The organism is Pseudomonas sp. Mb7, from assembly GCF_054790525.1.
Genome location: NZ_CP186501.1, coordinates 5,306,975 through 5,324,562 on the forward strand (window position 1 = coordinate 5,306,975; position 17,588 = coordinate 5,324,562).

Below are 17,588 nucleotides of genomic sequence, written 5' to 3' on the forward strand. Positions count from 1 at the left end.
ACCCGGACAACTGGAACCGCGGCTAGTCTGGCAAGATCCGAGGCGGTCTTTCAAGAAAAGACCAGCCTTTCTGACAGCTTTGAGCGCGAGCGCCACGGCTCCCCCGCTCAAAGCCTAGCACTTAGCCCTGCAACGCACTGAGGGTCAGGTCCAGACACTTGCGTGCCTTTGTAACCAGCTCATCGATCTCGGCTTTGCTGATCACCAGCGGCGGCGCGATGATCATGGTGTCGCCCACAGCGCGCATGATCAGGCCGTTGTCGAAGCAGAACTGGCGGCAGATCATGCCGACGCCCTTGCCTTCATAACGCTTGCGCGTGGCCTTGTCCTGCACCAGCTCGATCGCGCCCAACAGACCGACTCCGCGAACTTCACCCACCAACGGGTGATCGTTCAGTTCCCGCAGACGTTTCTGCAAATACGGTGCCGTTTCGTTGTGCGCGTTCTCGATAATTTTTTCGTCGCGCAGGATGCGGATGTTTTCCAGGCCCACTGCTGCTGCCACCGGGTGACCGGAGTAGGTGAAGCCGTGGTTGAAATCGCCACCTTCGTTGAGCACCGCAACAACGGAGTCACGGACAATCAGGCCGCCCATCGGGATATAACCGGAGGTCAGGCCTTTGGCGATGGTCATCATGTCGGGCGCAAGGTCGTAGAAATCGCTACCGAACCACTCACCGGTACGGCCGAAACCGCAAATCACTTCGTCTGCCACGAACAGGATGTCGTACTTGGCGAGGATTTCCTTGATGCGCGGCCAGTAGCTGTCTGGCGGAATGATCACGCCGCCGGCGCCCTGGATCGGCTCGGCAATAAAGGCACCGACGTTGTCGACGCCGACTTCGAGAATCTTCTCTTCCAGCTGGTTGGCCGCCCAGATACCGAACTCTTCCGGGGACATGTCGCCCCCTTCAGCGAACCAGTAAGGCTGCGCGATATGGACGATGCCCGGGATCGGCAAGTCGCCTTGTTCGTGCATATAAGTCATGCCACCGAGACTCGCGCCGGCCACGGTCGAACCGTGATAACCGTTCTTGCGGCTGATGATGACTTTCTTGTTTGGCTGGCCTTTGATCGCCCAGTAGTGGCGGACCATGCGCAGCATGGTGTCGTTGCCTTCGGAGCCGGAACCGGTGAAGAACACATGGTTCATGCCTTCCGGCGCCACGTCGGCGATTGCCTTGGCCAGTTCCAGCGCTGGCGGGTGCGCGGTCTGGAAGAACAGGTTGTAGTACGGCAGTTCGCGCATCTGTTTGGCGGCCGCGTCGGCCAGCTCATCGCGACCATAACCGATAGCCACGCACCACAGACCGGCCATGCCGTCGAGAATCTTGTTGCCTTCGCTGTCCCACAGGTAAACGCCCTTGGCGTTGGTGATGATCCGCGGGCCTTTCTCTTTCAGCTGCTTGAAGTCGCTGAACGGGGCCAGGTGGTGATCATTGCTGAGTGCTTGCCACTCGCGGGTTTGCGGGTTGTTGCTGGTCATGCCAATTCTCCTTGTTATCGGTGAAGGCGCGGCTGCTGCCAGCCGCGCCTGGCGTATCAGACGGCGAAGAGCAGGTACTCACGCTCCCAGGAACTGATCACGCGCTTGAAGTTTTCATGCTCGGCCCGTTTTACCGCGACGTAGCCAGTGATGAAGGTTTTGCCCAGGTACTTCTCGATGGTCGCGCTGTTTTCCATACGTTCCAGCGCGTCTTCGATGGTCAGTGGCAGGCGCAGGTTGCGGCGCTCATAACCACGGCCCACCACCGGCGCGCTCGGGTTGAGGCCTTCGACCATGCCGATGTAGCCGCAGAGCAGGCTCGCGGCAATCGCCAGGTACGGGTTGGCGTCCGCGCCCGGCAAGCGGTTTTCCACACGGCGGTTCTGCGGGCCGGCATCCGGTACGCGCAGGCCAACGGTGCGGTTCTCTTCGCCCCACTCCACGTTCACCGGTGCCGAGGTATCCGGCAGAAAGCGGCGGAACGAGTTGACGTTCGGCGCGAACAGCGGCAGCAATTCCGGGATCAATTTCTGCAAACCACCGATGTGGTGCAGGAACAACTGGCTCATGGTCCCGTCTTCATTAGAGAAGACGTTTTTGCCGGTCTCGATGTCAATGATGCTCTGGTGCAAGTGCATCGCACTGCCCGGCTCGCCGGTCATCGGCTTGGCCATAAAGGTTGCGGCCACGTCGTGCTTGAGCGCGGCTTCGCGCATGGTGCGCTTGAACACCAGGATCTGGTCGGCCAGCGACAGTGCGTCACCGTGACGGAAGTTGATTTCCATCTGCGCCGTGCCGTCTTCGTGGATCAGCGTGTCGAGGTCCAGCTCCTGCAGTTCGCACCAGTCGTAGACGTCTTCGAACAGCGGATCGAATTCGTTCGCCGCTTCAATGGAGAACGACTGACGACCGATTTCCGGACGGCCCGAACGGCCAATCGGCGGCTGCAACGGATAATCAGGGTCGTCGCTGCGCTTGGTCAGGTAGAACTCCATTTCCGGCGCCACGATCGGCTGCCAGCCCTTGTCGGCATAGAGCTTCAGAACTTTCTTGAGGACGTTGCGCGGCGACAGCTCGATCGGGTTGCCTTGCTTGTCGTAGGTGTCGTGGATCACTTGAGCAGTTGGCTCGATGGCCCACGGCACCAGGTACACGGCGTTCTGGTCGGGACGGCAGATCATGTCGATGTCGGCCGGGTCGAGCAGTTCGTAATAGATGTCGTCTTCGACGTAGTCGCCGGTCACTGTCTGCAACAGCACGCTCTCGGGCAGGCGCATGCCTTTTTCGGCGATGAACTTGTTGGTCGGCGAGATCTTGCCCCGGGTGATACCGGTCAAGTCGGCGATCATGCATTCGACTTCTGTGATCTTGTGGTCTTTCAACCAATCGGTGAGCTGGTCGAGGTTGTTACTCATAAATGCCTCTGGGCTGAGTCTCCTGACAGGATGTCAGGCAAAGTTTGACGCTTTGAGCGTCGCGTTAAAGGGGGGCTTGCTCGCGCAGTGCCGGCTTACGCCTGGCACCGCGCATAGACAATGAAAGAGGAGCTTACCTGCCCTTCACGCTGGCGTTGCATTTCCTGTGCACACTCAAGGCGTGCAGAATCACGAGCACGGCTGGGGAAGCCGCACAGGCTTTGGAAGTGAAAGCGATCTATATTGAAAGGAGACGCCATAAACAGGATGCTTTCCCATACGTCCAGAATATCGGACGCTGGCACTTGAACGGCCATGGACGGGAACATCGTCGCTAACGGGCGAACCATGCTGGCTGCGCTACCGACGGATTGGTCGCCACTGATGTGATGAGCATGCAGACCGGACTGTTGCGAGCAGTCGGTGATGCCGATTAACGGCAGGCGAGACATGAAGCACCCCGGTATTATTGCTGTTATGGGTTTGATCGGAGCTTAGCCTTGTTCATTTTTTTACACAACACCCCCGTAAAAAATACAACACGGCCTGCTCAAGCCCGCGGGTGCCAAGCGCCACAAGGACTAAAAACCGCCCAAAAGTGCCCCATAAATGCCCTTGCAGCGCTTTTTTAGGGCAAAAAAGGCCTCGCTTGACTTCGGCAGGCCGTTCGGGTTGACTGAAACCAGAAAAGATCAATGATTGATATTTTTAACAACAAAGGTGTTGCATCATGTCGGTACCCCCGCGTGCCGTTCAGCTTAACGAAGCGAACGCGTTCCTTAAGGAACATCCTGAGGTTCTGTACGTTGACCTTCTGATTGCGGATATGAATGGTGTGGTGCGCGGCAAGCGCATTGAACGCACCAGCCTCCACAAGGTTTACGAGAAAGGCATCAACCTGCCGGCCTCTCTATTTGCTCTGGATATCAACGGTTCGACGGTGGAAAGCACCGGCCTGGGCCTGGACATCGGCGACGCCGATCGCATCTGCTATCCAATCCCCGATACCCTGTGCAACGAGCCATGGCAAAAGCGCCCGACCGCGCAACTGTTGATGACCATGCACGAACTCGAAGGCGACCCGTTCTTCGCCGATCCGCGCGAAGTGCTCCGTCAAGTTGTTGCAAAGTTTGACGAACTGGGCCTGACCATTTGCGCCGCATTTGAACTCGAGTTCTACCTGATCGACCAGGAAAACGTGAACGGCCGTCCTCAGCCGCCACGCTCGCCGATCTCCGGCAAACGCCCGCACTCGACCCAGGTCTACCTGATCGACGACCTCGACGAATACGTCGACTGCCTCCAGGACATTCTGGAAGGCGCCAAAGAGCAAGGCATTCCGGCCGACGCCATTGTCAAGGAAAGTGCCCCGGCGCAGTTCGAAGTGAACCTGCACCACGTAGCCGACCCGATCAAGGCCTGCGACTACGCGGTACTGCTCAAGCGCCTGATCAAGAACATCGCCTACGACCATGAAATGGACACCACCTTCATGGCCAAGCCGTACCCGGGCCAGGCAGGTAATGGTCTGCACGTACACATCTCGATTCTGGATAAAGAAGGCAAAAACATTTTTGCCAGCGAGGATCCCGAGCAGAACGCCGCGCTGCGTCACGCGATCGGCGGTGTGCTCGAGACCCTGCCCGCGCAGATGGCTTTCCTCTGCCCGAACGTCAACTCGTACCGTCGTTTCGGCGCACAGTTCTACGTGCCGAACTCGCCGTGCTGGGGTCTGGACAACCGCACCGTGGCGATTCGCGTACCGACCGGCTCGTCCGATGCCGTACGTATCGAGCACCGCGTCGCCGGTGCCGACGCCAACCCGTACCTGTTAATGGCTTCTGTATTGGCCGGTGTGCATCACGGTCTGACCAACAAGATCGAACCGGGCGCGCCTGTCGAAGGCAACAGCTACGAGCAGAACGAACAAAGCCTGCCGAACAACTTGCGCGATGCCCTGCGTGAGCTGGACGACAGCGAGGTGATGGCCAAGTACATCGATCCGAAATACATCGATATCTTCGTCGCCTGCAAGGAAAGCGAGCTGGAGGAGTTCGAACACTCCATCTCTGACCTTGAGTACAACTGGTATCTGCATACCGTTTAAGCGGTTGTAGCTTCAGGAAAAACGCCGTTGGCTGATTCAGTCAACGGCGTTTTTTTATGGCCGCCTGCGGCGTTTCGCGAGCAGGCTCGCTCCCACAGTTGATCTCCAGTGAACTTGAATGCTGTGTATACAAAGCTCCCCTGTGGGAGCGAGCTTGCTCCGGGCGGCGTTCCGACGAAAGCGGTCGACAAGACAACACACAAGCCGGCTCGTACAATGCCCGCTGCCCCGCAGGAGACTTCCATGACGCGACCCGCCCCCGTCCGCAAACCCCGTGCCCGCAGTCAGGCGCGCATCGATTCGATACTCGACGCCGCGCGCACGCTGCTGGCCGCCGAGGGTGTGGCGAGTCTGTCGATCTACAGCGTCGCCGAGCGCGCGCAGATTCCGCCCTCCTCCGTGTACCACTTCTTCGCCAGCGTCCCGGCATTGCTCGAAGCGCTGACGGCAGATGTCCACGCCGCGTTTCGCGCCTGCCTGCAAGCGCCGATCGATCACGAAGCTTTGCGTGACTGGCGTGATCTGTCGCGGTTGGTCGAGCAGCGGATGCTGGAGATCTACGACGAAGACGCCGCCGCACGGCAGTTGATCCTCGCGCAGCACGGCCTGACCGAAGTCACCCAGGCTGACCGTCAGCACGACATCGAACTGGGCGACCTGATGCACAAGCTGTTCGATCATCACTTCGAATTGCCGAGGCTGCCGGAAGATGTCGATGTGTTTGCTTTAGCGATGGAGTTGGGTGACCGGGTTTATGCGCGTTCGGTGCAGCAGCACGGGCAGATCACGCCGCGCATGGCCGAGGAAGGGATGCGCGTGTTTGATGCTTATATCGGCCTGTATCTGCCACCGTATCTTCCCAAGCGCTGAGCCATGATCGTTCCCACGCTCTGCGTGGGAATGCAGCCCGTGACGCTCCGCGTCACTGGACGCGGAGCGTCCCAAGAGGCATTCCCACGCGGAGCATGGGAACGATCGCCAGGCACAAAAAACCCCGAAGGGCTCACGCTCTCCGGGGTTGTTTTTTACTCACCGACTTACAGCTTGGCGATCGACACCTCGGTGGATTTCACAAAGGCGATCACTTCGCTACCGACCACCAGCTCCAGCTCTTTGACCGAACGGGTGGTAATCACCGAAGTGACGATGCCGGAAGCGGTCTGCACGTCGATTTCCGACAGCACGTCACCGAGGACGATTTCCTTGATCGAGCCTTTGAACTGGTTACGGACGTTGATGGCTTTGATAGTCATGGCAATGATTCCTGTCGTTTGCTTGAGTTATTGAGCCCAACGCAGTTGCGTAGGCAGTGGTGAAACAGGTTCCGGCGCCGGCGGTTCGCCGGGCAGGGAGAGAACACGGTTAAGCACTTCGGTTTCCAGCGCCGCCAGTCGGTGCGAACCACGCACTCGCGGCCGCGGCAGTTCGACATGCAGATCGAGGCCCACTTCGCCGTCCTCGATCAGAATCACCCGGTCGGCAATCGCCACCGCTTCACTGACGTCGTGGGTCACCAGCAGCACGGTGAAGCCGTGTTGCTGCCAGAGACGCTCGATCAGTTGCTGCATTTCAATGCGGGTCAGTGCGTCCAGTGCGCCGAGCGGTTCGTCGAGCAGCAGCAGACGCGGTTGATGGATCAGCGCCCGCGCCAGTGCAACGCGCTGCTTCTGTCCGCCAGATAACGCTGCCGGCCACTCATTGGCACGATCCGCCAGACCCACCGCTTCCAGCGCCTCTAACGCTTGCGGGCGCCAGTTGCCTTTAAGACCGAGACCAACGTTGTCGATGATCTTTTTCCACGGCAGCAGACGTGCTTCCTGGAACATCAATCGGGTGTCTTCCCGCGCATCGCTGAGCGGCGCAGAACCGGCCAGCAAGTCGCCGCCAGTCGGCTGATCAAGCCCAGCGAGCAAACGCAGCAAGGTACTTTTGCCACAGCCACTGCGCCCGACCACGGCGACAAACTGCCCAGCCGGAATATGCAGATCGATGTCACGCAACACCTTCCGCGCGCCGAAGGTTTTCTGCAGGTTGCGCACCGCCAGCGGAATCCCGCGCAGCAGGCGTGGAGGTTGTTGAGCGGTCATGCCGCACCTCCTTTGGCAACCTGATACGCCGGGTGCCAGCGCAACCACACACGCTCAAGTCCTCGGGCCGCAAGGTCAGCGAGTTTGCCGAGCACCGCGTAAAGCAGGATCGCCAGCACCACCACGTCGGTCTGCAGGAACTCGCGAGCGTTCATCGCCAGATAGCCGATGCCCGAGCTGGCCGAAATGGTTTCGGCGACGATCAGCGTCAGCCACATAAAGCCCAGGGCGAAGCGCACGCCGACCAGAATCGAAGGCAGCGCACCCGGCAGAATCACCTGCCAGAACAGGCTGAAACCGCTCAGGCCATAACTGTGCGCCATCTCCACCAGCGCCGGATCGACGTTGCGGATGCCGTGATAGGTATTCAGGTAAATCGGGAACAACGTGCCCAGCGCCACCAGAAAAATCTTCGCCGACTCGTCGATGCCGAACCAGAGGATCACCAGCGGAATCAGTGCCAGGTGCGGCACGTTGCGGATCATCTGCACCGAACTGTCGAGCAGGCGTTCGCCCCACTTCGACAGACCGGTGATGAAACCCAAGGCAAGACCGATGCTGCCGCCGATGGTGAAACCGAGGGCCGCGCGCCAGCCGCTGATGGCCAAGTGCGTCCAGATTTCACCGCTGCGCACCAGACTCACGCCGGCTTCGATCACCGCCACCGGTGCCGGCAGGATCCGTGTCGACAACCAACCAGCCGACACCGACAACTGCCACACCGCCAGCAACAACACCGGCAACGCCCAGGGCGCGAGGCTGTGGATGATTTTCTTCATGGCGCGCCTCAGCTCTGCGACGCGGCTTTGGGAAGAATGTCGTTGGCGACCATCTCGCCGAACGGGCTGACATAACCGGCGCTTTTCGGTAGTTCCGGACGCTCGATGTCGAGGTGCGGGAACAGCAGTTCGGCGACGCGATACGACTCTTCGAGGTGTGGATAACCGGAGAAGATGAAGGTATCGATACCCAGATCGGCGTATTCCTTCACGCGTGCGGCCACGGTCGGGCCATCGCCAACCAACGCGGTACCGGCACCGCCGCGCACCAGACCGACGCCGGCCCACAGGTTAGGGCTGACTTCGAGGTTGTCGCGACTGCCGCCGTGCAATGCGGCCATGCGTTGCTGGCCGACCGAATCAAATCGCGCCAGGGAAGCCTGGGCACGAGCAATGGTGTCGTCGTCCAGATGCGAGATCAGCCGATCCGCCGCTTGCCAGGCTTCAGCATTGGTTTCGCGAACGATCACATGCAGACGAATGCCGAAGCGCACGGTGCGTCCGAGCTTGGCGGCTTTGGCACGTACCTGTTCGATTTTCTCTGCCACTGCTGCGGGCGGCTCGCCCCACGTCAGAACCATTTCAACCTGTTCGGCAGCGAGATCCTGCGCCGCTTCCGAGGAGCCACCAAAGTACAGCGGCGGACGCGGTTGCTGGATCGGCGGATAGAGCAACTTCGCGCCTTTCACGCTGATGTGCTGACCGTCGTAATCCACGGTTTCGCCTTCCAGCACACGACGCCAGATGCGGGTGAATTCCACCGAAGCCTGATAGCGTTCTTCGTGGCTGAGGAACAGACCGTCGCCGGCCAATTCTTCCGGGTCACCACCAGTGACCAGATTGAACAGCGCACGCCCGCCGGACAGACGATCCAGCGTGGCTGCCTGTCGCGCCGCCACCGTCGGGGAAATGATCCCGGGGCGCAGAGCCACGAGGAACTTCAGACGCTGGGTCACCGGGATCAGCGACGCTGCCACCAGCCACGAGTCTTCGCAAGAGCGGCCGGTGGGGATCAGCACACCGCCAAAGCCCAGACGATCCGCCGCTTGCGCGACCTGTTGCAGATAACCGTGGTCGACGGCGCGAGCGCCTTCGGCGGTGCCAAGGTAATGGCCGTCGCCGTGGGTAGGCAGGAACCAGAAGATATTGAGGCTCATGGAGTGGTCTCCTTAGGAATTCGAATTACTGCGCTTTAGCCACAGCGGCCGGTGGTGTCCAGATCACATCCTTGATGCTCAGTGGCTTGGGAATCAGCTTGAGCTGGAAGAACGTGTCCGCGATTTTCTGCTGCGCGGCGACCACTTCCGGGGTCAGGAACAGCGCGCCGTAGCCCTGGCGCTTGACCGAGGTCAGGGTGATGTCCGCCGGCAGACCGAGCAGTGGCGCAACCTGTTGGGTCACGTCTTCAGGGTTGGCTTTGGACCACTCGCCAACGGCGCGCACTTCTTCCACGAGGGTCTTGATCACCTCGGGATTTTTCTGTGCGTAAGGCTTGGTCGCGAGGTAGAACTGGTGGTTGTCGACGATGCCTTTGCCGTCACGCAGGGTGTGCGCTTGCAGTTGTTTCTCGGCCGCAGCCTGATACGGATCCCAGATGACCCAGGCGTCGACGCTGCCACGTTCGAACGCGGCGCGGGCATCGGCTGGCGGCAGGAATACGGTTTGAATATCGGTGTACTTGAGGCCGGCGTCTTCCAGTGCGCGCACCAGCAGGTAGTGCACGTTGGAACCTTTGTTCAGGGCGACTTTCTTGCCCTTGAGATCAGCTACCGATTTGATCGGCGAGTCTTTCGGCACAAGGATCGCTTCGCTGTTCGGCGCTGGCGGTTCGTAGGCAACGTAAAGCAGATCGGCGCCGGCCGCCTGAGCGAAGACGGGCGGGGTTTCGCCGGTGACACCGAAGTCGATCGAGCCGACGTTCAGGCCTTCCAACAGTTGCGGGCCACCGGGGAACTCAGTCCATTGCACGTCGACGCCTTGAGCGGCCAGACGTTTTTCCAAAGTGCCCTTGGCTTTGAGCAGCACCAGCGTGCCGTATTTCTGATAACCGATGCGAAGGGTCTCGGCTTGAGCTTGAGTGATGGCGCCGAAGGTGACAGCCGCAGCAAACAGAGCGACCAGACCACGACGCAAAAATACAGTGCGCATAGCGCTCTCCTTTTTGCTGTTGGGTTTTGGCTGCACCTGCTTGACCGTTAGCGGCGAAGTAAGGTGAGTTACATCAAATGCGGGTGTGGCTTAAATGCTCCAGCGAGCACTCAACAAACGTTCGTTCAACAGGCCCGGTTCCAGCGGTTTCGGCCGGCGGGCCATGGCGCCGACAAACTGATCCAGCGCTTCATGCAGTCGCTGCTCCAGCGCCGGTGCCAGTTGTGCTGCGGCACTGCCTTCGCCGTAAGCGATCTGGCTGTCCTCGGCGAAAATCCCTTGGAGCATTTCCTGGGCTTTCAGCGCGGACAACACAGGCTTGAGCGCGTAATCGACCACCAGCATGTGGGCGATGCTGCCGCCAGTGGCCATTGGCAAAACAATCTTGTGGTTCAGGGCACGCTCCGGGAGCAGATCCAGCAACGTCTTCAACGCGCCGGAAAACGAAGCCTTGTACACCGGCGTGGCGATCAACAGGCCGTCGGCGTTTTCGATCTGTTGCAGCAGGTCGAGCACCTTCGGGCTGTCGAAGCGGGCGTGAAGCAAATCTTCGGCCGGGAAGTCCCGCACCTGATAACTCACCACTTCCACCCCTTGCGCCTGCAACCAGCGTTGCGAGCGTTCCAGCAGCACCCCGGAACGGGAGCGCAGGCTGGGACTGCCACCGAGTGAGACGACCAGCATTGAGACAATTCCTTAAGCGTTTCAGGCGATTCGCGGGTTGCAATCTCGCTTCGATGGAGTGACCTTACCAGCTGATTTATATATCCATAAATCATATTTATTCATTTGGTTATGCATTTTGGAGATATGCGATTCGCTTTGTTTCGGGCGAAAAAAAAGGCCGTCGAAACGGCCTGAAATCCCCTGCTTAGTAGCAACCACTGATCGTTCCCACGCTCTGCGTGGGAATGAATCCATGGACGCTCCGCGTCCACTGTGACGCAGAGCGTCACGGGCGGCATTCCCACGCGGAGCGTGGGAACGATCTGCCCGGTGAGATCACTTGTTCGGCTGCGGCGTCAGGCGCAGGTACGGCTTCACCGCGCGATAGCCCTTCGGAAAGCGCTGCTTGATCTCGTCCTCATCCTTGAGCGACGGCACGATCACCACCTCTTCACCGTCCTGCCAGTTGGCCGGCGTAGCCACCTTGTAGTTGTCGGTGAGCTGCAGCGAATCGATCACCCGCAGAATCTCGTGGAAATTACGCCCGGTGCTCGCCGGATACGTGATGGTCAGACGAATCTTCTTGTTCGGATCGATCACGAACAGCGAACGCACGGTCAGCGTGTCGTTTGCGTTCGGATGGATCAGGTCATACAGATCCGAAACCTTGCGATCGGCATCGGCGAGGATCGGGAAGTTGACGACCGTGTTCTGGGTTTCGTTGATGTCTTCGATCCACTTGTGGTGCGAATCCACCGGGTCGACCGACAGCGCGATGGCTTTGACGCCGCGCTTGCTGAACTCATCCTTGAGCTTGGCGGTGAAGCCCAGCTCAGTGGTGCACACCGGAGTAAAGTCCGCCGGGTGGGAGAACAGCACGCCCCAGCTATCGCCCAGCCATTCGTGGAAACGAATCTTGCCGGCGCTGGAATCCTGTTCGAAATCGGGGGCGATGTCGCCGAGTCTGAGGCTCATGGTGCTGCTCCTGATGAGTTGTTCGAGACCTCAACTGTAGCCCGTGATTTGCCATCATGAAAAAGAATAAATAATGAGATATCTAGATCATAAGTGAATATTAAACATCTGTTCATTGGACGCTGGCAGGCATCCCGACGAATATCGGTCGCAAGGTTCGAGAAGGCCTTGAGTTGCTGTAAAGAGGGAAATCGGGGATGGCTTACGGGGGTGGGCCTGACTCGAAAACGCAAAAGCCCCGTCCGGCGCGATGCCGGACGGGGCTTTTTTACATCAGCGAATCGAGGCGCGCTATTACAGCAGCGGGATCGAGTAGCTGACGATCAGGCGGTTTTCATCCTGGTCGCGCTGACCTGGGATGTCGTTGCGCCACATGGCGTTTTTCCACATCACGCCAACGTTTTTCAGCGGGCCTTCTGGTACGACGTAACCGATGGTCAGGTCGCGTTCCCACTCGGAACGGCCGGTCGCGTTGGTGCTGACTTGGCGGTCGCCGACTTTACCGGTGGTGTCGATGTTATCGCCACGCAGGTAAACCACACCGGCGGTCAGGCCAGGTACGCCAACTTTGGCGAAGTCGTACGAGTAGCGAGCTTGCCAGGTACGCTCGCCAGCGCGGGCGAATTTGGCAATCTGCATGTCGGTAGTGATGTAAGCCGACGAGCCGTCACCCTGGTTCAGCCAAGGGAAGTCGCTGTTGCCGTTGCTGACCTGATAACCGCCACCGAAGGTGTGACCTTCAACGGTGTACAGGAACAAGCCGCTGTACAGGTTGTTGTCGACTTTACCTTTGGTGATGCCAGTGCCGTAGTCACCGGTGGTGTAATAGGCAGGGTCGTTACCGTTGGCGCCATCGTCACGGCTGTTGAAGTAACGGAAGTCAGACTTCAACACACCCGGGCCGATTGCCCAGTTGTGCACCAGACCGAGGAAGTGCTGCTTGTAGTAATCCTGCAAGTTGCCGTAGTAGTACTGGGCAGTCAGGTCTTTGGTGATTTTGTAGTCACCACCACCGTAGATGAACTTGTTGCTGTCACGACCGGCAGCGGTGTGAGCGTTGGAGCCAGCAATCGACAACTCTTCGTTGTTGCTGGAGTTACGGCCCTTGGCGTGCTCGATTTGACCAGCAACCAGCGTCAGATCCTTGATCTCATTGGAAGTGATCTGGCCACCCTGGAAGGTTTGCGGCAGAAGACGACCGTCGTTGGTCACGATAACCGGCAGTTTTGGCTGCAGAGTGCCGAGCTTCAGTTCAGTCTGGGAGATCTTGGCTTTGGCCGTCAGACCCAGGCTGGAGAAGTCATTAACCGCTTTACCGTTGGATTCGCTTGGGAAAACGGTGCCGCCGTAGGAGGTCTTCGAGGCGCCGTTGGTGCCGCCACCCGAATCCAGACGCACGCCCAACAGACCGATAGCGTCGATACCGAAGCCTACGGTGCCTTGGGTGTAGCCGGAGATGAAGCGCAGATCGAAGCCTTGGCCCCATTCTTCTTGCTTGTTCTGAGCGCCGGCAGCCTTGGTATCGCCATCACGGTTGTCAGTGTTGATGTAGAAGTTACGCAGCCCCAAAGTAGCTTTGCTGTCTTCGATGAAACCGGCGGCGCCTGCCTGCTGCGCCATAACCCCTACGGCCACAGCCAGGGCCAAGGTGGACTTGTTCATGTAAAGCTCCTCTCGTTTCTAATTCTTGTGTTCCTGGCCCTGGGTCTGATGCCCTGGGTCCTAAGATGCGCGATTAGCGCCAGACCGTGACTGACAAGTCAATCGTAACCTTGTGTGTCTACGACCAAGGTCTAATCGCAGTGATTTGGTCCGTGCAGAGTAAAGATTTCCTGATAAACCCAAAAAGAATTTATTCATTCTTTTTCATACCATTTCGGAATATGGCCAGTATCTTGCCACCTCCGCCGGGAAACAGCGTATCGGCGACTAAGCTCATTCCTAAATGGTATTTGTTGGCCTTTTTTTATATCGATTAGCTTTGGCGCAACCGCAATTCGTCAAACCCTATCGAAAAGGCGACGCCATGATGGCCAAACGCGCACTATCTAGTCAATTTGTTACAGTTTGTGTGTCGGCGATGATTAGTTTTTCCGCCCATGCCGCCAACCTCACCGTCGGCTATCAAACCGGTATCGACCCGAGCAAAGTCCCCCAAGCCGACGGCGTCTACGAGAAAACCATCGGCGAGAAAATCGACTGGCGCCGCTTCAACAGTGGCCCGGAAGTTGTGACAGCCATTGCTTCCGGTGATGTGCAGATCGGCAACCTTGGCTCCAGCCCGTTGGCCGCTGCCGCTTCGCGCAATCTGCCGATTGTGGCGTTCATCGTTTCGGCACAGATCAATGCCGCCGAAGCCTTGGTGGTGCGCAATGGCAGCGGCATTAACACACCGCAGGATCTGGTCGGCAAAACCATCGCCACACCTTTCGTCTCCACCTCACACTACAGCTTGCTCGGCGCCCTCAAGCACTGGGGCCTGGACGCCTCGAAAGTCAAAGTGGTGAACCTGCAACCTGCAGAAATCGCTGCCGCGTGGAAACGTGGGGATATCGATGGTGCGTTTGTCTGGTCGCCGGCGCTTGGGGAAATTCGCAAGACCGGCAAGACCCTGACCGATGCGGCGCAAGTGGGCCAATGGGGCGCGCCGACCTTCGAGGTCTGGGTCGCGCGCAAGGACTTCGCCGAGAAGCATCCTGACGTTGTCGCGAAGTTCGCCAAGGTTACGCTGGATTCATTTGCCGATTACGCGGCGCATAAAGACAGCTGGACGGCTGACTCGGTGCCGGTACAGAAAATCGCCAAACTGACCGGTGCCAATGCCGCTGATGTGCCGGAATTGCTCGCAGGGTCGGCGTTCCCGGACGCCAAGGCGCAGCAAACCACGGCGCTGCTGGATGGCGGCACGGCGAAAGCGATTGGCGAGACGGCGAAGTTTTTGAAGGAGCAGGGCAAGGTTGAAACGGTGCTGCCGGATTATTCGCCGTATGTCAGCGCGAAGTTTGTGGCGCAATAAAAGCTTCGCGAGCAGGTCGAATCGTCGCACCGTCGCTCCCACAGGAGTGGGAGCGAGCCTGCTCGCGAATGGAGCAACTCGGTTAAAGGGTTTTTTCGAAGATTTTCGAATTGCGCTGGAAGTTGTACAACGAAGCCCGCGCCGCTGGTAGGCGTTCAACGCTGCTTGGCTCGAACCCACGCTCACGGAACCAGTGCGCGGTGCGTGTGGTGAGGACGAACAGCGTCTTCAAACCTTGCGCCCGCGCACGGGTTTCAATGCGCTCCAGCAGTTCATCACCGCGACCGCCATGGCGGTACTCCGGGTTCACCGCCAGGCACGCCAGCTCACCGGCATCGGAATCGGCAATCTGATACAGCGCCGCGCAGGCGATGATCATGCCTTCACGCTCGACCACGCTGAACTGCTCGATCTCACGCTCCAGCACTTCGCGCGAACGACGCACCAGAATCCCCTGCTCTTCCAGCGGGCTGATCAAGTCGAGCAAACCGCCGACGTCTTCAATCGCCGCCTCACGCACCAGTTCGAATTGCTCTTGCGCGACCAGCGTACCGCCACCGTCACGGGTGAACAGCTCGGTCAGCAGCGCGCCGTCTTCGGCGTAACTGACGATATGGCTGCGCGCCACGCCGCCACGGCAAGCCTCGGCAGCGGCATCCAGAAGCTCTGCCTGATAGTTGCTGCTGCCCAGACGCTGTAAATGCGCCGGCACTTGCTGTGGACGCAACTCACGCACCAGTTTGCCGTTCTCGTCGATCAGACCGAGATCAGCACCGAACAGCAGCAGCTTGTCAGCGCCCAGGTCGATAGCGGCGCGGGTGGCGACGTCTTCGCAGGCGAGGTTGAAGATTTCACCGGTCGGCGAGTAGCCCAAAGGCGACAGCAACACGATCGAACGCTCGTCGAGCAGGCGATTGATGCCCTTGCGGTCGACCCGGCGCACTTCGCCGGTGTGGTGATAGTCGACGCCTTCCAGCACACCGATCGGCCGCGCGGTAACGAGGTTGCCGCTGGCCACGCGCAGACGCGAGCCCTGCATCGGCGACGAAGCCATGTCCATCGACAGGCGCGCTTCGATGGCAATGCGCAATTGGCCGACTGCATCGATCACACATTCCAGGGTTGCGGCATCGGTGATGCGCATGCCGTGGTGGTAATGCGGGGTCAGGCCACGGGCGGCGAGGCGGGTTTCAATCTGCGGGCGCGAACCGTGCACCAGCACCAGGCGCACGCCGAGGCTGTGCAGCAGGACGATGTCGTGGACGATGTTGCCGAAATTCGGATGCTCCACGCCGTCGCCAGGCAGCATGACGACGAAGGTGCAGTCGCGGTGGGCATTGATGTAAGGAGACGCGTGACGAAGCCAATTGACGTATTCGGGCATGAACCTGGGCCTGTAATAAATAGCAGCCGAAAAAGGGGCGAAACGGAAAACGCACAGCGGGCTGATGGTTATCGTCGGAACAGGCTTGGCGACACGCGTGCTCTCCTCATGAATACGGGTTGGATTCCCACTAATTTAACGACTTGCCCCTGTAGGAGTTGCCGCAGGCTGCGATCTTTTGATCTTCTGAAACAAAAGCAAAAGATCGCAGCCTTCGGCAGCTCCTACAAGGGATGCGTTCAATTCTTCAGGCAGTAATGTTCAATCAGTTGCCGTAATAGATGCACGGTAGGCTGCAAACGTGACATTTCAAGGTACTCGCCGGGCTGATGCGCACAGGCAATGTCACCGGGGCCAAGCACGATGGTTTCGCAACCAAGGCGCTGAAGATAAGGCGCTTCGGTGCCGAACGCTACTGCTTCGGCGCAGTGGCCGGTGAGCTTTTCGGCGATGCGCACCAGTTCGGCATCTTCAGACTGCTCGAACGACGGCACTTCCGGGAACAAAGGTTTGTAGTCGATCTTCACCTGATGCCGCTCAGCCACCGGGTTGAGTTTGCGCAGAATCTCCGCACGCAGGACTTTCGGGTCCATACCCGGCAATGGCCGCAGATCGAACTCCAGCGAACACTGGCCGCAGATACGGTTGGGATTGTCGCCGCCGTGGATGCAGCCGAAGTTCATCGTCGGTTGCGGCACGCTGAACTGCGGATTGTTGAATTCACGCTGCCACAGCAGACGCAGGCCGCGCAGTTCGCCGATCGCATCGTGCATGGCTTCGAGCGCGCTATGGCCCAGACGCGGATCCGACGAATGGCCGCTCTGCCCGAGAATGTCGATGCGCTCCATCATGATGCCTTTGTGCATGCGGATCGGTTTGAGCCCGGTCGGCTCGCCGATCACCGCTGCGCGGCCGATTGGACGCCCGGCCTCGGCCAATGCGCGGGCACCGGACATCGAGCTTTCTTCATCGCAAGTGGCGAGGATCAACAGCGGTTGTTTGAACGGTTGCTCAAGCAGCGGTTGCACCGCTTCGATGATCAACGCGAAGAAGCCCTTCATGTCGCAACTGCCCAAGCCGACCCAACGGCCATCGACTTCAGTCAGCTTCAGCGGATTGGTCTGCCACAACGCATCGTCGTACGGCACCGTGTCGCTGTGTCCGGCCAGCACCAGCCCGCCGGGGCCGCTGCCGAAACTGGCGAGCAGATTGAATTTGCCGGGGCTGACCTGCTGGATATCGCAATTGAAACCCAGGTCGCCCAGCCAGCCGGCGAGCAAATCGATCACCGCGCGGTTGGATTGGTCGAGGTTCGGTTGGGTACAGCTGACCGATGGCGCGGCGATCAGCGCAGCGAACTGGTCTTGCATGGACGGCAAAGGCATCGCTGACTCCAACTCCCGATTTGAAGTCCATCATAGAACCATCCGGCGTCAGGAATAAACCGTCGCAGGGCGTAGGACGAATCAGTCCTGTACACTGCACGGCCTTGGCAGCCACATATTCCCCGGCTGCGCTCCCGATC

16 protein-coding genes are annotated in these 17,588 nt (G+C 59.2%); 3 read left to right on the forward strand and 13 right to left on the reverse strand.

What is annotated here, in order from left to right:
* Positions 1–121: 121 nt before the first annotated feature.
* From ACOYXH_RS23995 to ACOYXH_RS24005, 3 genes are all read right to left on the reverse strand, one after another.
* Positions 122–1,486 (reverse strand): aspartate aminotransferase family protein, encoded by a 1,365-nt coding sequence (locus ACOYXH_RS23995; RefSeq protein ID WP_095049411.1) that lies wholly within the window; start codon positions 1,484–1,486, stop codon positions 122–124.
* 56 nt (positions 1,487–1,542) lie between these two features.
* On the reverse strand, positions 1,543–2,901 hold the full coding sequence (locus tag ACOYXH_RS24000) for a glutamine synthetase family protein (RefSeq protein WP_034151968.1): 1,359 nt from the start codon (positions 2,899–2,901) through the stop codon (positions 1,543–1,545).
* Between the two features lie 95 nt (positions 2,902–2,996).
* Positions 2,997–3,353, reverse strand: coding sequence for a gamma-glutamyl-gamma-aminobutyrate hydrolase family protein (locus tag ACOYXH_RS24005; RefSeq protein WP_460409985.1), 357 nt, complete (start codon positions 3,351–3,353; stop codon positions 2,997–2,999).
* Between the two features lie 278 nt (positions 3,354–3,631).
* On the opposite strand from ACOYXH_RS24005, the gene ACOYXH_RS24010 reads away from it, so the two are divergent.
* Both ACOYXH_RS24010 and ACOYXH_RS24015 read left to right on the forward strand, forming a co-directional pair.
* The gene (locus ACOYXH_RS24010) at positions 3,632–5,008 is read left to right on the forward strand and encodes a glutamine synthetase family protein (protein WP_007913842.1); all 1,377 of its coding nucleotides are present in this window, start codon (positions 3,632–3,634) and stop codon (positions 5,006–5,008) included.
* A 243-nt stretch (positions 5,009–5,251) separates the two neighbouring features.
* Positions 5,252–5,878 carry a TetR/AcrR family transcriptional regulator gene (locus ACOYXH_RS24015; RefSeq protein WP_034151970.1) on the forward strand — a complete coding sequence of 209 codons (627 nt, stop codon included), beginning with the start codon at positions 5,252–5,254 and terminating at the stop codon, positions 5,876–5,878.
* Positions 5,879–6,045: 167 nt separating this feature from the next.
* On the opposite strand, the gene ACOYXH_RS24020 is transcribed toward ACOYXH_RS24015, so the two are convergent.
* The 8 genes from ACOYXH_RS24020 to ACOYXH_RS24055 form a co-directional block, all read right to left on the reverse strand.
* Positions 6,046–6,261: a TOBE domain-containing protein gene (locus tag ACOYXH_RS24020; RefSeq protein ID WP_003229256.1), complete on the reverse strand. Its 216-nt coding sequence runs from the start codon at positions 6,259–6,261 to the stop codon at positions 6,046–6,048.
* A gap of 27 nt (positions 6,262–6,288) precedes the next feature.
* Entirely contained in the window at positions 6,289–7,095 is an 807-nt protein-coding gene (gene ssuB / locus ACOYXH_RS24025; protein ID WP_095049409.1) for an aliphatic sulfonates ABC transporter ATP-binding protein, read from the reverse strand.
* Entirely contained in the window at positions 7,092–7,874 is a 783-nt protein-coding gene (gene ssuC, locus ACOYXH_RS24030; RefSeq protein WP_095049408.1) for an aliphatic sulfonate ABC transporter permease SsuC, read from the reverse strand. Before ssuC ends, ssuB begins: the two co-directional genes overlap by 4 nt.
* Before the next feature lie 8 nt (positions 7,875–7,882).
* Positions 7,883–9,031: an FMNH2-dependent alkanesulfonate monooxygenase gene (gene ssuD, locus ACOYXH_RS24035; RefSeq protein WP_007939251.1), complete on the reverse strand. Its 1,149-nt coding sequence runs from the start codon at positions 9,029–9,031 to the stop codon at positions 7,883–7,885.
* Between the two features lie 25 nt (positions 9,032–9,056).
* Positions 9,057–10,022, reverse strand: a complete 966-nt coding sequence (locus tag ACOYXH_RS24040) for a sulfonate ABC transporter substrate-binding protein (RefSeq protein WP_038358995.1) — start codon at positions 10,020–10,022, stop codon at positions 9,057–9,059.
* Positions 10,023–10,112: 90 nt separating this feature from the next.
* Positions 10,113–10,706 carry an NADPH-dependent FMN reductase gene (ssuE, locus tag ACOYXH_RS24045; RefSeq protein ID WP_007913832.1) on the reverse strand — a complete coding sequence of 198 codons (594 nt, stop codon included), beginning with the start codon at positions 10,704–10,706 and terminating at the stop codon, positions 10,113–10,115.
* Positions 10,707–11,024: 318 nt separating this feature from the next.
* Positions 11,025–11,663 carry a peroxiredoxin gene (locus tag ACOYXH_RS24050; RefSeq protein ID WP_095125823.1) on the reverse strand — a complete coding sequence of 213 codons (639 nt, stop codon included), beginning with the start codon at positions 11,661–11,663 and terminating at the stop codon, positions 11,025–11,027.
* Positions 11,664–11,957: 294 nt separating this feature from the next.
* Positions 11,958–13,325: an OprD family porin gene (locus ACOYXH_RS24055; protein ID WP_220557146.1), complete on the reverse strand. Its 1,368-nt coding sequence runs from the start codon at positions 13,323–13,325 to the stop codon at positions 11,958–11,960.
* Between the two features lie 418 nt (positions 13,326–13,743).
* Here ACOYXH_RS24055 and tauA point away from each other — a divergent pair, with 418 nt between their 5' ends.
* A complete protein-coding gene (gene tauA / locus ACOYXH_RS24060; protein WP_371857752.1) occupies positions 13,744–14,679 on the forward strand; it encodes a taurine ABC transporter substrate-binding protein in 936 nt (311 codons plus the stop codon).
* An 82-nt stretch (positions 14,680–14,761) separates the two neighbouring features.
* Here the strand turns inward: tauA and argA are convergent, their stop codons facing one another.
* Positions 14,762–16,063: an amino-acid N-acetyltransferase gene (argA, locus tag ACOYXH_RS24065; RefSeq protein WP_064116338.1), complete on the reverse strand. Its 1,302-nt coding sequence runs from the start codon at positions 16,061–16,063 to the stop codon at positions 14,762–14,764.
* 239 nt (positions 16,064–16,302) lie between these two features.
* Entirely contained in the window at positions 16,303–17,448 is a 1,146-nt protein-coding gene (gene argE / locus ACOYXH_RS24070) for an acetylornithine deacetylase (RefSeq protein WP_258708960.1), read from the reverse strand.
* Between the last annotated feature and the right edge of the window lie 140 nt (positions 17,449–17,588).